Source organism: Pseudomonas orientalis, from assembly GCF_002934065.1.
In the GTDB taxonomy this organism is placed as follows: domain Bacteria; phylum Pseudomonadota; class Gammaproteobacteria; order Pseudomonadales; family Pseudomonadaceae; genus Aquipseudomonas; species Aquipseudomonas orientalis_A.
This window is the reverse complement of the sequence record NZ_CP018049.1, coordinates 726534-740374: the sequence shown is the minus strand read 5'-3', so window position 1 is coordinate 740374 and position 13841 is coordinate 726534. Positions and strand designations below refer to the sequence as shown.

The window sequence follows — 13841 nt, the reverse complement described above, 5'->3', positions numbered from 1 at the left end:
GCTGTGCATGAACCGACGTTTCGTACCGGTGTTCACGCTGAAAATCGCCTGCGCCCTGCTGCTGTCGCACCTGTCCATGAGCCTGGCCGTGGCCGCTCAGGGCAATTGCGCCAGCCTTGGACAATTGCCCGCCGCGTTGTCGGTCGGCGAGGGCCTGCAACAGGAGTTGCAATCGCCGGTAGCGATCACGCGCCTGGCCATTGGCGATCCGAAAATCGCCGACGTTCATCTCAATGGCGACCGAACCTTCCTGCTTACCGGCGTCGGCCCCGGCACCACCAGCCTGATGGTCTGGACCGCCTGTTCCACCACGCCGCGCCAGAGCATGGTCTTCGTCAAGGGCAAGGCCAATACCGCCTTGACCAGTCTGTCGCTGTCGCCGGCCGATGATCCGCTGCTGCCCAGCCAGGTCCAGACCGATATCCGCTTCGTCGAAGTCAGCCGTACCAAACTCAAGGAGGCCAGCACCAAGATCCTCGGCATCGGCAACAACTTTTTCCTCGGCAGCCCGAACTTGCTGTTCCCCACACCCAGCACCTTTAAACTGCCGGTGAGCGCGGACAACTTCAATATCGGCTTTGGCGGTGGTCGCGTTTCGGCGATGATCAATGCCCTGGAAAGCAGCGGCTTCGCCTACACCCTCGCCCGGCCAAGCCTGGTGGCCATGAGCGGGCAAAGCGCAACCTTCCTCGCCGGGGGGGAAATACCGGTGCCGGTGCCGAGCAGCGGCAGCGACACCATCTCGATCGAGTACAAGGAATTCGGCATCCGCCTGACCCTCACCCCGACCGTGATCGACCGTAACCGCATTTCGCTCAAGGTGGCGCCAGAGGTCAGCGAGCTCGACTACACCAACGCCGTGGTCATCGAAAATATCCGCGTGCCGGCCCTGACCATCCGCCGCACCGACACCAGCGTGTCCCTGGCCGATGGCGAAAGCTTTGTGATCAGCGGCCTGATCAGCAGCAACACCACCACCAACATCGGCAAGTTTCCCGGCCTGGGTGACATTCCGATCCTGGGGGCGTTCTTTCGCGATTCCTCGGTCAAGCGCGAAGACAAGGAGTTGCTGATGATCGTCACGCCGCACCTGGTGCAACCGCTGGCAGCCAACGCCCAGTTGCCGTCGTTGCCCGGTGAAAGAATGCGCAACTACGACCCGAACTGGTACCGCCTGTTCTTCTTGGAAAACGGCAATTTCGACCGGCTCAACGGGCTGTCCCAATGAGCGATAGCCTGAGCCAGACGTTCCTGGCAATCACCCGCAATACCACCGACCTGGAGTGGTTGCAGGGCGCCCTGGCGCCTCTGGGCCAAGTGGTCAGCGCCGGCAGCGGCACCCTCGATGAATTGCTGGCGCTGGTCGATGTGACCTTCGCCAGCCTGGTATTCATCGGCCTTGACCGCGAGCATCTGGTGGCCCAGAGCGCGCTGATCGAAGGCGCCCTGGAAGCCAAGCCGATGCTGGCCATCGTCGCCCTCGGTGACGGCATGGACAACCAGTTGGTGCTCAATGCCATGCGCGCCGGGGCGCGGGACTTCGTCGCCTACGGCTCGCGCTCCAGCGAAGTCGCCGGGCTGGTGCGCCGCTTGAGCAAGCGCCTGCCCCCGGTCGCGACCAACACGCAATTGGGCGGCCTCTCGGTGCTCTACGGCACCCAGAGCAGTTCCGACGGCGCCCTGCTCACCAGCCACCTGGCGCTGGTGGTGCAAAAGAGCGGCCAGCAGACGCTGTTGCTCGACCTGGGCCTGCCCCGCGGTGACAGCCTGGCGCTGCTGGGCCTGGAAAGCTCGTTCAACTTCGGCGATGCCCTGCGCCACCTGAGGCGGCTGGACACCACCCTGATCAACAGCGCCTTCACCTCGGCCGAAGACGGCCTGCGCATTCTCGCCTACGCGCCCGGCGACGAGCCCCTGGAGCGCACCAGCGCCGCCGAGCTCTACATGCTGCTCAGTGCACTGCGCCAGCACTTCCAGCACATTGTGGTGAACCTTGCCGGCCAGCCGGACAGCGAGGCTCTGCGCACCTTTGTCAGCCACTGCGACAAGCTGCTGTGGTGCACCGATCAAAACGTACTGGACTGCCGACGCAACCTCGCCGTACTGAACCTGTGGCGCGAAAAAGGCATGAAGCTCGACCATGCCAGACTGCTGATCGATCGCTACATCAAAAGCTGCGCGCCGGACGCCGATGCCTTGAGCAAAAGCTTCGGCCTGGAAGTGATTTCCGTGTTGCCCCTGAGCCCGGAGGTCCGGCTGAACGCCAAGAACCAGGGGCAAACCCTGTTTGCATTGACACCGCGCGAAGCCCTGACTCAGGCGCTCAAAACCCTCGGCCAGCGCCTGGCGAAACGCTCGGAAGACGCCAATCGAAAATCCCCCAGCCGCTGGCTGGAGCGCTTGTTGGGAGCCGATAAATGACCAGCGAAAAACTCTTCGGCGCCCCCGCACGAGGCCAGGGTGGCAACACCGACCACGACGGTCTGAAGCTGGTGCTGCATCGCTACATCATTGATGCCATCGAAGAGTCGGGCAAGAACCTGCTGGAAGGCTCGCGCCAGTCCCTGGCGCAATTTGTCATCGACAAAGTCGCCGAGTACATCAACCGCATGCACCTGGCGATCTCGCGCTACGAGATGGAGCGCCTGGCCGAAGAAATCGTCGACGAACTGACCGGTTTCGGCCCGCTGGAAGTGCTGCTGCGCGACCCGTCCGTCACCGAAATCCTGGTCAATGGCCCGCACCGGGTGTTTATCGAGCGTGACGGCCTGCTGCACCAGAGCGACCTGCGCTTTATCGACGCACACCATGTGGAGCGCGTCATGCAGCGCATCCTCGCGCCGCTGGGGCGGCGCCTGGATGCCTCGTCGCCGATGGTCGATGCACGCTTGCCCGATGGCAGCCGGGTCAATGCGATCATCCCGCCGATTGCCCTGGACGGGCCGTGCCTGTCGATTCGAAAATTTCGCAGGGACATGCTCAAAAGCAGCGATCTGGTGGCTATGCAGACCATTGACCAGAACATTTTCGACTTCTTCCAGGAAGCGGTGGGCAAGCGTTGCAACATCCTCATCAGCGGCGGCACCGGCACGGGTAAAACCACACTGCTGAACATACTCAGTCAGTTGATCAACCCCCATGAACGCCTGGTCACCATCGAGGACGTGGCCGAACTGCAACTGGCCCACCCCCACGTCGTACGCCTGGAAACCCGTCCACCGAATGCCGAGGGCCATGGCGAGGTCAAGGCCAGCGACCTGATCCGCAACGCCCTGCGCATGCGCCCCGACCGCATCATCCTCGGCGAAATTCGCGGCGTGGAAGTGATCGATGTCCTCACCGCAATGAACACCGGCCACGACGGTTCCATGAGCACCGTGCACGCCAACAATGCCGCCGATGCCCTGCTGCGCCTGGAAACCCTGGTGGGATTGACCGGCCGAGTGGTCGCGGAAAAGACCCTGCGCCAGATGATCTGCGCAGCGCTGGATGTGGTGGTCCAGTTGACCCGTCTGCCGGACGGCCGTCGGTGCGTCAGCGAAGTGGTCGAAGTGGTGGGCATCCGCGACGACGTGTACGTGACCAACACGCTGTTCCGCCATGACCGGCGCACCGGCTTCGGCTTTGTGCGCGAGGCGCTCAACCCGGCCGGCGAAAAGCTGCGCCGCGAATCGGCCTAGCCCTGGAGGGGAATCGAGCATGACCGGGGCCATCCTGCTATGCATCTGCCTGATCCTGATCGGCCTGTCGGTCCGCTCATTCCAGAACGGCTTGCGCCGCGCCCGGACCGAGCGCGTGCTGGACCGCCTCGCCGAAGGCCAGCCGCAGCTCGTCGAAGAAAGCGATTCGTGGAGCGGTGTGGAGCGCATGTTCCTGCGCGCCGGCCTGGGCAAACCCAGTGACAACCTGGGCCTGTGGCTGACCGCCTGGGGCCTGGGCGTGGTGCTGGGGTTGATCGTCGCCGGCTGGCTCGGCCTGCTGGTGATGCTGCTGTCGCCGCCCCTGCTGCTGCGCCTGTACATCGCCTGGCGTTACCAACGCCGGATCAAACGCATGATCGAGCAACTGCCGCAGTTGCTCGACCACACCGTGCGCAGCCTCAAGGCCGGGCGCACCCTGGCCGACGCGGTGCTGGGCGGTATCGAGGTGACCGAAGATCCGCTGAAAAAAGCCATGGGCCGGGTCCGGCGCAACGTGCAACTGGGCGTCAGCCTGCCGGAGTCCGCCCACGATTTCGCCGAATTCTACGAACGCGACGAGTTCCGTCTGTTCGCCCTGGGCTTGAAGGTCAATCACCGCTACGGCGGCAATGCCAGCGAGCTGTTGGAAAACCTGATCAAGATGATCCGCGAGCGCGAGCAAGCCGCGCGCCAGCTACGCGCCCTGACCGGCGAAACCCGGGTGACCGCCTACGTGCTCACCGCCCTGCCCATTTCGATGGTGGGCTATTTCCTGGCGGTCAACCCGGCCTACCTGATGACCATGTGGAACGACGGCACCGGCCGCCTGCTGTTATTCGTCGCCCTGATGATGCAGGTGCTCGGCTGCTTCACCCTGTGGCGCATGTTGCGGAGCGTATGAGATGGCTATTTCACTGCTGATCAGCGCTGTGTTGTTTCTGGCCGCCCTGGCGCTGGTGCTGGCCAACCTGATCAAACATCGACGTGGTCAGCGTCTGGTTGCCCAGCGCCTGCAAGGGCAGATGGGCCGCGAACATCGCCTCGGTGCGATGATGCGGCAGTTGGGCAACAGCCCGCTGGCGCAACGTTCGGTCAGCCTGGACAACGAAACCCAGACGCTGCTCAACCGCGTGGGTTGGCGCAAAGCCAGCCAGCGCTCGATGTTCGCCGCCTTCCAGATCGGCACGCCGGTGCTGCTGTTGATCGTGACCCTGATCACTCAGCAGGTGCTGTTTCCCAAGGGCGACTCGCCATGGCTGGTGCCCCTGATCGCGCTCGGCATCGGCTATCTGCTGCCCAAGCGTATCCTGGCCAGCGTGGCCAAGGCCCGCCAGCAGCGCATCTCCCAGGAAGTCTCGACGTTCATTCCGCTGCTGCGCATCCTGTTCGAATCGGGCATGGCGGTCGAACAGGCGCTGCGTGTATTGAGCATCGAAGCGCAACGCCTGCTGCCGGCGCTGACCCATGAATTGCGGCTGATCCTGAGCCGGGTCGACTCCGGCCTTGAGCTCAGTGAAGAGTTGGGCAAGACCGCCAGGCTGCTGGCCGTGGACGAGTTCACCGACACCTGCATCATCCTCCAGCAACTGGTTCATCAGGGCGCCGGCGCGATGAAATCGTTGCTGGCGCTCAAGCAATTGCTCGACGACCGGCGCCTGACCCGCATCCAGGAATTTGTGTCGAAGATGTCGGCGAAGATGTCGGTGGTGATGATGGTGTTTCTGTTTCCCGCCTTGCTGATCGTGCTCGGGGGGCCGGCATTCATCGGCATCACCCGGGCGTTGAGTAACTTATGAGGAATGATCGATGAAAGCCTTGATCGCCGGTTTGAGCCTGTTGCTGCTCGGTGGTTGCGCCACCGATGGTCAACCCCCCTGGAGCGCCCTGACGGCCCCTGGCAGTTGCCCCAAGCCCAGCGCCGAACAGGAGCTGTCGTTGAACCTGGCCGATGAAATGGCCAACGACGGCAAACTGCACGCCAGCCTGGCCAACCTGCACACCCTGCCGGCCAGTCTGCCCCAGGTGCGACTGCGCCAGGCCAAGGCGTATCGCTTGCTCGGGCGCAGCGCCGAGCCGCTGTACCGCAGCCTGCTCGGCACCTGCATGGCCGCCGAAGGCGAACACGGCCTGGGGCAAATGGCCGCGGCCAAAGGCGACAACGGCCTGGCCATGGCCCATTTGCAGCGCGCGGCGCGGCTGGCGCCCACCGACGAGAAAATCCGCAATGACCTGGGCGTGGTGTACCTCAACCAACTGCGCCTGGAAGATGCACGGTTTGAATTCATGACCGCCATGGAACTCAAGCAGAGCGACCCGCTGGCGGCCATCAATCTGGTGACGCTGCTGATCTATCAAGACAATTGGAAGCAGGCCGCGCAGGTGGTCAGCAAGACAGGCCTGGGCCCCGAACAAGTCACCCAGGCCCAGGCCCGCGCCGAGCAACTCAAGGCCTCAAGCGTCAAGGCCGCAAAGGCCAAGGATCAGATCGCCACGGTCAGTGAAGCCCATAGCAACCCGAGGAATTGACGATGAAACTGCCCTGTCTTGCCAGCCTCGCCGCGCTGGCCCTGCCCCTCAGCGTCATGGCCATCGAGCCGGGGCCTTCCTCCCCGCAGCAGGCCGCCACCGAGAACTGGCTGGCATTGCAGGTCAGTGGCCAAGCGGCGTCAGCCACGCCACAGGCAGCCTCCGCCACCGAACGCGACCTGGCCGCGCAGCGTTGGCTGGAAAGCTTCAAGCATGAGATTCCGGAGTTTTTCGAGCAGAAGATCGGCGGCAAAACCGAGGGGGACAACTGAGCAATGTAGGAGCGAGCTTGCTCGCTCCTACATTGACCCGTTGCCTCTCAGTGCGCCGTCACCCGCTGGCGCATCGCCGCGTTGTTGGGCGCCAGCGCCAGAGCCAACTGCGTGCGGTTATGCATATGCGTCAGCCGCAGCACCTGGGAAACATACAGCTTGACGGTGTTCTCGGTGATGCCCAGCTCGCAGGCAATCTGATAATTGGTCTGCCCCTTTCCGACCAGCCTGGCCACGTCCAGTTGGCGCGGTGACAGCTGGTTGAAAATCGCCGGGATTTCGACCTGACCTGTCTCTTGCGTCGAAGCCTCTTCACCGTCCGGCCCGGGCGGGCTGCGCCGCACTTTATCGAGGTCCTGGTACAGGTCGTTGATCGTTTCGGAGAGACATTGCAGCTTCTGGTTCAGGTTGCCCAGTTGCAGGTCTTTCCTGCGCTCTTGCAACTCGGCTTCCTGGCGTTGCAAGCCTTCGAGCAATTCTTCCAGGTTAATGGGTTTCTGGTAGTAATCCGCGATGCCGGCGCGCAGGGCCTTGATTACGTCCTGCTTGTCGGAGCGCCCGGTCAACATGATCGACTCGAACACCCGCTGCCTGCCGGCAATCTTTTGCAGCGCCTGGACCAACTCGATGCCGTCCATGCCCGGCATATGCAGATCGCACAGCACCAACCCGATTTCACTGTCTTCGCCAAAGCGCTTCAAGGCTTGCTGACTGGACTCACAGGGGACACAACGGAACCCGCTGCTTTCAAGAAACTCACACAGCTCTTCCACGATCAGCGGCTGATCGTCGACCACGAGCACTTTTACCGCAGAATTAAGCTTGTTCACGCGCTACTCCATGCCTGGCAAGCCAAAGATTGACCCATCCTCAAACCACTCAATTCCTATACAACGCCTTATTAAACGTAGACGTACTTCCCGACTCTGTACATAGCGCCAGAGCCCTGCGGCGCTCAGTGGATCCAAAACCAGACCAGCGTAAATCCCACCAGCAGGAAGGGCGCAAACGGCAGTTTTTTTGACGGTTCGGGGGCCAGGTGCCCGAGGCAATCTGTAAGCCTTTGACCCATAAGCGGCCAGAGCTTTGGCGCCAGCAACAGCCAGAGCACACTCGTCAGGGCGGCGCCGATAAACGCGCCCAATAAATACTCGGCGTCCGACACCAGTGCCAAGGCTGCGAGCAGCTTCACATCCCCGGCGCCGAGACGGCCCAGGGCGTAACCCGGCAAGGTCAACAGCAGCGCCAGGACAAATGCCCACAGGCCCTGGCCGACTGAAGCACCGAGCCAGGTGCCGCCGGTCCAGCACAGGTAGACCCCGCCCAGCGCCGCAACCCCCAGCGTCAGGCGGTTGGCGAGCAATCGCTGCCGCGTGTCCTGCACCGCACACACCACCAACCACAACAGCACCACCACACTCTGGATCACGGAAAAAACCTGCCTTTTCGCTGATTGATTCTATGCTGATATCAAGTAGTAGCCGTCAGGGTAGACGCGGTGATGAAAACTAGCCTCCCCCACAAGCAGAAAGGCACAGCCGCGATCGAGTTCGTGGCCGTCTTCGTGATTTTTTTTGCGGTGTTCTACGGCATGGTCAGCTATAGCCTGCCGCTGCTGTTGCTGCAGTCGTTCAACCAGGCCACCGCCGAAGCGGTGCGCCTGAGCGTAGGGCTCGACCCGGCGATGCAGGGCTACAGCAGCGCCGTGCAAAACACCGCCAGAAGCGCAATCAGCGACCGCCTGCGGTGGATCCCCAGCGCCTATAACTTCAATGCAGCGACACACGTCAACACCACGTTCGTGGGTGGCTTGCTGTCGGTGCAGATCAATTATCCGTCTGCCAATCTGCACGCGGTAATGCCCTTCATTGTGCTGCCCGGCATTGGCAGCGTGCCGCAGTTGCCGGTGACGCTGCAGGCCCAGTCGAGCCTGCAGTTTTGACCTCGGGAGACAAACTGCTCGGGCGTCTGCTTGGCCGTGGCAGCGCGCTGGCAATCGCGCCTGCTGCGCCGCCCTCGGCCGGTTTGCAGGTGCAATTGGATGCGCAAGGCCAGGTGCTCGGTATCAGCGGCACACTGCGCTCCCAACTGGCGCCCCATGCCGAGGCGGCGCCGCTGCGAGCCTTGCTGCGCACCCATAGCGCCCTGGCGGTGGAGGGCGTTCCCGCCGACTGGCAGCGCCATAGCCTTGACCTGGATTTCCAGGGCATCGCCGGGCAGGTGCTGCACACCCGTGCCACTCTGGAGCCGCACGACACTGGGTGGCGGCTGCATGCGGTGGATATAGGCGATCTGCTCAGCGGCCGACGACTGGCCGAACAGCGTGAACAGAATCAGCAATTGACCAGTCAGGCCAGCGAGCAATTGCGCGTGTGCAGCCTCAGCCGCTTGCCCGAGGTGTTCAACGACCAACTGTGCAGCGTGGCGCAGCGTTGGCGAATCCCGTGTATCGCCCTGGCGCTTGTTGATCAAGAGGACCAGAGCTGGGTGATCTACAGCCACTACGCCCAACATGACGCGCCGCAGTTGTGGCACACCGGGCAGCGCCTAGGCGCGTGCCTGGACGGCCTCGACGGCACCGTCCCCTTGAGCCTGCCCCCCACTTACGGTTGCGGGGAGCACCCGCGGCTGCACAGCGTGTTCGGCAATGCCGACGGTTTCCTGGTGCCCTACCGCGATGCCCAGGGCGTCGCCGCGTGGCTGTTGTGCGCAGCCTTCAGCGGTGAAGCCGACACACGTGAGCGCGACTGGCTGGACCTCGCCGCCGCCCTCGCCGCCCCGCTGCTCAGCCGTCTGCGTGAACAGCACCACCATCTGCAACTGGAACGCCAGGAAGCCCTGCAGGGTTTGCTCGGCACCGGCTGGTGGGAATTGCTGCCCGCCGGCGGCGAGATCCAGCTCGCACCGCAATTGATGCGCAACCTGAGCGACGAAGAAAGCCCTACCCGTCAACCCTTGGAAACCTGGCTGAACCTCATCCACCCCGCCGATCGCCAGGAGCTGCACAGCCGCCTGCACGACTTGCAGACCCTCGGCAAACCCTTGCTCGCCAGCGTGCGCCTCAACCGTGGCGACAGCGACCAGCCACCCATCTGGTACCGCGTGCAGGGCCAGGTATTGGGCGCCGGTGAGCAGCGCCGCTGGATCGGCTTCATGCTCGATATCAGCGACGTCAAGAACCAGCAACTGCAAGCCGACGCCGCCCACGCACGCCTGGACAACCTGATCGCCAGCTCGCCGGCGGTGATCTATGTGCAGCGCTACGTAAAAGGCGCCCTGCAGCCGGTGTTTTTCAGCGACAGCCTGCTGCCGCTGCTGGGCCGCACGCTCGCCGAATGCAGCCACGACAGCCTGGTGCAATGGGTCCACCCGGATGACCGCGACCTGTACTTCCAGCGTACGCGCCAACTGCTGCGCGAAGGCAGTGTGCGCAGCCGCTACCGGGTCCAGGATAAACAAGGCGACTACCACTGGCTGCTCGACGAAGCCAAGTTGCTGCGCGACGACCTCGGCCTGCCGGTGGAGGCGGTCGGCCTGTGGCTGGACATCACCGAGGCCACCCTGGCCGCGCAACAGGTCAAGGACAGCGAGGAACGCTACCGCATCCTCGTGGAAGACTCCCCGGCGATGATCTGCCGCTACCGTCCGGACCTGACCCTGACCTTTGGCAACACGCCCCTGGCCAACTACCTGGAGTGCCTGCCCGGCCAATTGCCGGGGCTGAACCTGGGGCACTGGTTATCGCCCGAGCAACGCGCGGCGTTCATGCTGCGCATCGAGCAACTGACCCCGGAATTTCCCGTCAGCACGGCGGAAATCAGCCTGCAACTGCCCGGGCGCGAGCATGCGTGGTGGGTATGGTCGGACCGTGGCGTGTTCGACGAACACGGCAATCTGCTCGAAGTGCAGGCCGTGGGCCGCGACAACACCGAAGTGCGGCGCTCCCAGCAGCAACTGACGCAAAGCGCGAAAATGGCCACCCTCGGCGAAATGGCCACCGGCCTGGCCCATGAGATCAACCAGCCGCTGAACGTGATGCGCATGGCCATCGTCAACGTACTCAAGCGCCTGGGTAATGGCGACGCGCAGATCGACTACCTGACGGAGAAACTCCAGCGCATTGACGCGCAGGTACAACGCGCGGCGCGGGTGGTGGACCACATGCGCGTATTCGGCCGCCGCTCGGAAGTCGAGCAGCACCCCTTCGACCCGGCGCAGGCGGTGGAAGGTACCCTGTCACTGCTCAGCGAAGGCCTGCGCGGCAAGGGCGTAGAGATCAAACTGACCCAGGCGGATACGCCTGTGCAGGTCACAGGCTACGCCGACCAGCTGGAGCAAGTGCTGATCAACCTGATGGTCAATGCCCGCGATGCGCTATTGAGCCTGAAGGAAAAGCACCCTGACCTGCGCCCATGGATCGCCCTGCACACCGAACACGACAGCCGCCACGTGCGCATCTGGGTCGAAGACAACGGTGGCGGCATTGACCCGCGTTTGCTGGAGCGCATCTTCGAGCCGTTCTTCACCACCAAGCCGATTGGCGTGGGCACCGGGCTGGGCCTGTCGGTGAGCTACGGCATCGTTGAAAACATGGGCGGACGCCTCAGCGTCAGCAACGGCGAACACGGCGCGCGATTCTGCGTGGAACTGCCCAGGGTCACCGACGCTTAAATCACCAGATAGGCCTCGCCGGTCTGGCCGCAGCTCAGGTTGGCGCCCACGGTCACGCTTGCCAGGCTGATACCCAAGCTGCTCAACAGGTTGTTGAGGATCGGATTGAGCAGCGGGCTCAGCACATTGTTCAACATGGGCGTCACCAGCGTGCTGACGCCGCTGAGCAACGATACCGTGCCGGCGATCACGCTTCCCAAGGGGTTGCTCCCCACCGGTTGATAAGCAGTAATGCCGACGCCATTGAGGGCTGTGGTAAGGCCACTGACCAGGTTGGTGGCCGGTGCGAACGTTTGATAGCTGGGGGCAAGCCCCACATTGGCGGGCATGGCAAAGGGCGTGGTGCTGGAAAACACCAGGTTCTGGATACTGTTGCTGCCCGCAATCGGGCTTTGCACCTTGATCCCGACGCCGCCCCCCGCAAAGGGTACGCGAGGGTCGCAACTGCCGATGCCGAGGATCTTATGGCACGTCTTGATGCCGAAATCGATCAAGGCCAATGGCTCCACGGTCATTGGCTGTGTGGATGAAAACGCATTGTTGATATTGCCCACGTTCAGCGAGGCCGCCGAGGTGGTGGTGTAGGCCGTCAAGCTCTTGGTGCCCGCGCCTGCCGCCGGGCAGCTATAGGCGGTGACATAGCTGCTGGCGCCGCCGGCATCCAGCACGATCTTCAGCGGCAGGTTGCCCGGCAGCGCCAGCACGTCCAACTGTTGGCAACCGGCGCCCAACAGGCAAAGCGTCGAGTTAATCGTGGTCACCAGGTTCAAGCTCAACAGGCTGCTGAGGACCGGTGTCAGCGGCCCCACCAGGTCATTTACTGCCGTGGTCAAGCCGGACAAACTGCCGAGCACCGGCAAACTCACGGTTATCTGCGTGCGCAGTTGGGCGGTGCGCACATAAATTTTATTCGGCCCCAACGGGTTGGCCGCCGCCAGCATCGGATTGCCGATGGCCGATAACTGCGGCGGCTCCATGACTTTGATCTGCGTGGTGATATTGGCCAGCCCCAACAGGCTCACGGGCAGTGTCACCGCCGCCGCGCTCTGGTTGCCGGCCAGTTGCACCACGCCCTGGACCAACTGAAAGAGTTGCAGATCGGCATTCAGCGCGGCGGCGGTGATACCCGTCTGCAGCTGCAGGATTTTGCCCAGTGTGAGCGGCAACGGATTGTTGAGCGTCGCCCCTTTGATAGCGCCCAGCGCGGTGACTGCATCCAGCGTCAACGGGCTGCTGCCCAGCACGGTGATTGCCGCCTGAACCAATTGCGAGGCGCTCACCGTGGTGCTCAGCAGTTGGGTGTAGTCGCCGGCGGTGACATGCAGGTCGACGGCCAATTGATCGAGGTAACTGAGCATATTGATATCGCTGTTGAGCAGGCCGTTCCAGCCGAGCACGGAAACATTGACCCCACCACCAAGCAGCCCGCTGAACACCGCGTTCATGGTGCTGGCACTGGCGGTATCAAAGTTAACCAACGTGCTCCTGATGCTCAACTGCGCAATCGGCGGGGTGGGTTTGGCCGCCACTGCCGTCGCGCTCAATCGGGTATTGAGGCTGAGCGAGTTACCCGACATCATCGACCAGATCCCACCGGCCACGCTGGTGGGCACGGTTTTGCCGACCACCACCTCAATGGCTGACGACAGCGCCGGGTTGGCAGCAAACACCCGTCGGCCGGAAGCCGCCGTGGTTACCGCGCCGCAGCGGGTGACCAAGGTATTACCGCTACCCACAACAAAGTGATTGCGTGCCACACTTTGCGCCGCATACGCCGCCGCGCTCAAACCCGCCGCACAAGTGCCGCTGCGGCTGACCGCTTCCAGCGCTGCCGTGTCCGCCACTCCCTGCAGCCGGCGCTTCTCCAGATAAAGCCGCCCGCTGTCCACCGCCAGCAAAGTAAACGCCAACACCAGCGCCAACACACCAACGGCCATCAGACCGATAGCGCCACGTTGCTTGCCATGAAATCGGGGAGACATCGAGCACTCCTGTGCCGGCGAATCGCCGAGCGTTTACGCTCCTGAGGGTATGGGTGAGTGTAGACAAGAGTGGCGGCTGGCAAGGGTCAATGTGGAAGGGGGTTGCCGCCGATGACCCAAGATACCTACACAACTTTGCAGGCTGCAGCCGCCAACGCTAACCACGATGCGAAGCGAGTCGCTCTTGATCTGGCTTTTGATCTTGGTCTCAGGCGCCCCGTCAAACCACGCTGGCTGAACGCAGGAACGGATATGTCCCCAGCATCCTGGTCGGCCCGGAGGCCGCCATCGGGGGCAAGCCCCCTCCCACATTTGCACCGGGATCGACACAAGACACCGGTCGGCTCTAAGGCCGCCGCGCTTTTGCTTTTGATCTTAGGCGCCCCGTTAAACCACGCTGGCCGAACGCAGGTTTGAATCCGTGGGTAACCCGGCAGGACGCCGGGTTAGCCGCCCCGCGCCATGGATGGCGCGTGGCGGCGGCCCACGGATTCAAGCCTGCGTTCGGGCACACCGAGCCTAGGCGAGGTGCCGAGTGGTGGGGCAAGAGCGTTTTGCTTACTTTTGCGCTTTTCAAAAGTGAGCCGCTGTAAAAGCGGAACCCTAAGCAGCCGTTACCGCAGAAACGGATATGTACTCGGTCTGATCCAACATCCTGGTCGGCCCAGAGGCCGCCATCGGGGGCAAGCCCCCTCCCACATTTAACCGAG

The 13841-nt window shown here is 63.1% G+C and carries 12 protein-coding genes; 9 read left to right on the top strand and 3 right to left on the bottom strand.

Annotated features, from left to right (window positions below; all coding sequences use genetic code 11):
* Window positions 1-7 precede the first annotated feature (7 nt).
* From BOP93_RS03170 to BOP93_RS03140, 7 genes are read left to right on the top strand one after another with little or no spacing between them, the layout of a single operon-like run.
* A complete protein-coding gene (locus BOP93_RS03170; protein WP_104501520.1) occupies window positions 8-1228 on the top strand; it encodes a type II and III secretion system protein family protein in 1221 nt (406 codons plus the stop codon).
* On the top strand, window positions 1225-2421 hold the full coding sequence (locus tag BOP93_RS03165; protein ID WP_104501519.1) for an AAA family ATPase: 1197 nt from the start codon (window positions 1225-1227) through the stop codon (window positions 2419-2421). Before BOP93_RS03170 ends, BOP93_RS03165 begins: the two co-directional genes overlap by 4 nt.
* Window positions 2418-3680 (top strand): CpaF family protein, encoded by a 1263-nt coding sequence (locus BOP93_RS03160; RefSeq protein WP_104501518.1) that lies wholly within the window; start codon window positions 2418-2420, stop codon window positions 3678-3680. The genes BOP93_RS03165 and BOP93_RS03160 overlap by 4 nt, the downstream gene beginning before the upstream one ends.
* A 19-nt stretch (window positions 3681-3699) precedes the next feature.
* Window positions 3700-4581 (top strand): type II secretion system F family protein, encoded by an 882-nt coding sequence (locus tag BOP93_RS03155; protein ID WP_104501517.1) that lies wholly within the window; start codon window positions 3700-3702, stop codon window positions 4579-4581.
* 1 nt (window position 4582) lies between these two features.
* A complete protein-coding gene (locus tag BOP93_RS03150; RefSeq protein WP_104501516.1) occupies window positions 4583-5476 on the top strand; it encodes a type II secretion system F family protein in 894 nt (297 codons plus the stop codon).
* Between the two features lie 10 nt (window positions 5477-5486).
* Window positions 5487-6206, top strand: a complete 720-nt coding sequence (locus BOP93_RS03145; protein WP_104501515.1) for a tetratricopeptide repeat protein — start codon at window positions 5487-5489, stop codon at window positions 6204-6206.
* 2 nt (window positions 6207-6208) lie between these two features.
* Window positions 6209-6478: a DUF3613 domain-containing protein gene (locus BOP93_RS03140; RefSeq protein WP_104501514.1), complete on the top strand. Its 270-nt coding sequence runs from the start codon at window positions 6209-6211 to the stop codon at window positions 6476-6478.
* A 47-nt stretch (window positions 6479-6525) separates the two neighbouring features.
* Here the strand turns inward: BOP93_RS03140 and BOP93_RS03135 are convergent, their stop codons facing one another.
* A complete protein-coding gene (locus tag BOP93_RS03135) occupies window positions 6526-7308 on the bottom strand; it encodes a response regulator transcription factor (RefSeq protein ID WP_104501513.1) in 783 nt (260 codons plus the stop codon).
* A 125-nt stretch (window positions 7309-7433) separates the two neighbouring features.
* Window positions 7434-7907, bottom strand: coding sequence for a prepilin peptidase (locus BOP93_RS03130; RefSeq protein WP_104501512.1), 474 nt, complete (start codon window positions 7905-7907; stop codon window positions 7434-7436).
* Between the two features lie 72 nt (window positions 7908-7979).
* Here BOP93_RS03130 and BOP93_RS03125 point away from each other — a divergent pair, with 72 nt between their 5' ends.
* Together BOP93_RS03125 and BOP93_RS03120 are read left to right on the top strand one after the other, a co-directional pair.
* Complete coding sequence (locus BOP93_RS03125) at window positions 7980-8420, top strand: TadE family protein (RefSeq protein WP_104501511.1); 441 nt, start codon at window positions 7980-7982, stop codon at window positions 8418-8420.
* Window positions 8417-11149, top strand: coding sequence for an ATP-binding protein (locus BOP93_RS03120; protein WP_104501510.1), 2733 nt, complete (start codon window positions 8417-8419; stop codon window positions 11147-11149). Before BOP93_RS03125 ends, BOP93_RS03120 begins: the two co-directional genes overlap by 4 nt.
* Here the strand turns inward: BOP93_RS03120 and BOP93_RS03115 are convergent.
* On the bottom strand, window positions 11146-13131 hold the full coding sequence (locus BOP93_RS03115; protein ID WP_104501509.1) for a pilus assembly protein TadG-related protein: 1986 nt from the start codon (window positions 13129-13131) through the stop codon (window positions 11146-11148). The genes BOP93_RS03120 and BOP93_RS03115 overlap by 4 nt on opposite strands.
* Between the last annotated feature and the right edge of the window lie 710 nt (window positions 13132-13841).

Bases quoted from the DNA above. Each gene is read 5' to 3' on its own strand.
- BOP93_RS03165 (WP_104501519.1), top strand. From the start codon at position 1,225: ATGAGCGATAGCCTGAGCCAGACGTTCCTGGCAATCACCCGCAATACC.
- BOP93_RS03145 (WP_104501515.1), top strand. From the start codon at position 5,487: ATGAAAGCCTTGATCGCCGGTTTGAGCCTGTTGCTGCTCGGTGGTTGC.
- BOP93_RS03140 (WP_104501514.1), top strand. From the start codon at position 6,209: ATGAAACTGCCCTGTCTTGCCAGCCTCGCCGCGCTGGCCCTGCCCCTC.
- BOP93_RS03170 (WP_104501520.1), top strand. From the start codon at position 8: ATGAACCGACGTTTCGTACCGGTGTTCACGCTGAAAATCGCCTGCGCC.
- BOP93_RS03115 (WP_104501509.1), bottom strand. From the start codon at position 13,131: ATGTCTCCCCGATTTCATGGCAAGCAACGTGGCGCTATCGGTCTGATG.
- BOP93_RS03150 (WP_104501516.1), top strand. From the start codon at position 4,583: ATGGCTATTTCACTGCTGATCAGCGCTGTGTTGTTTCTGGCCGCCCTG.
- BOP93_RS03160 (WP_104501518.1), top strand. From the start codon at position 2,418: ATGACCAGCGAAAAACTCTTCGGCGCCCCCGCACGAGGCCAGGGTGGC.
- BOP93_RS03155 (WP_104501517.1), top strand. From the start codon at position 3,700: ATGACCGGGGCCATCCTGCTATGCATCTGCCTGATCCTGATCGGCCTG.
- BOP93_RS03125 (WP_104501511.1), top strand. From the start codon at position 7,980: ATGAAAACTAGCCTCCCCCACAAGCAGAAAGGCACAGCCGCGATCGAG.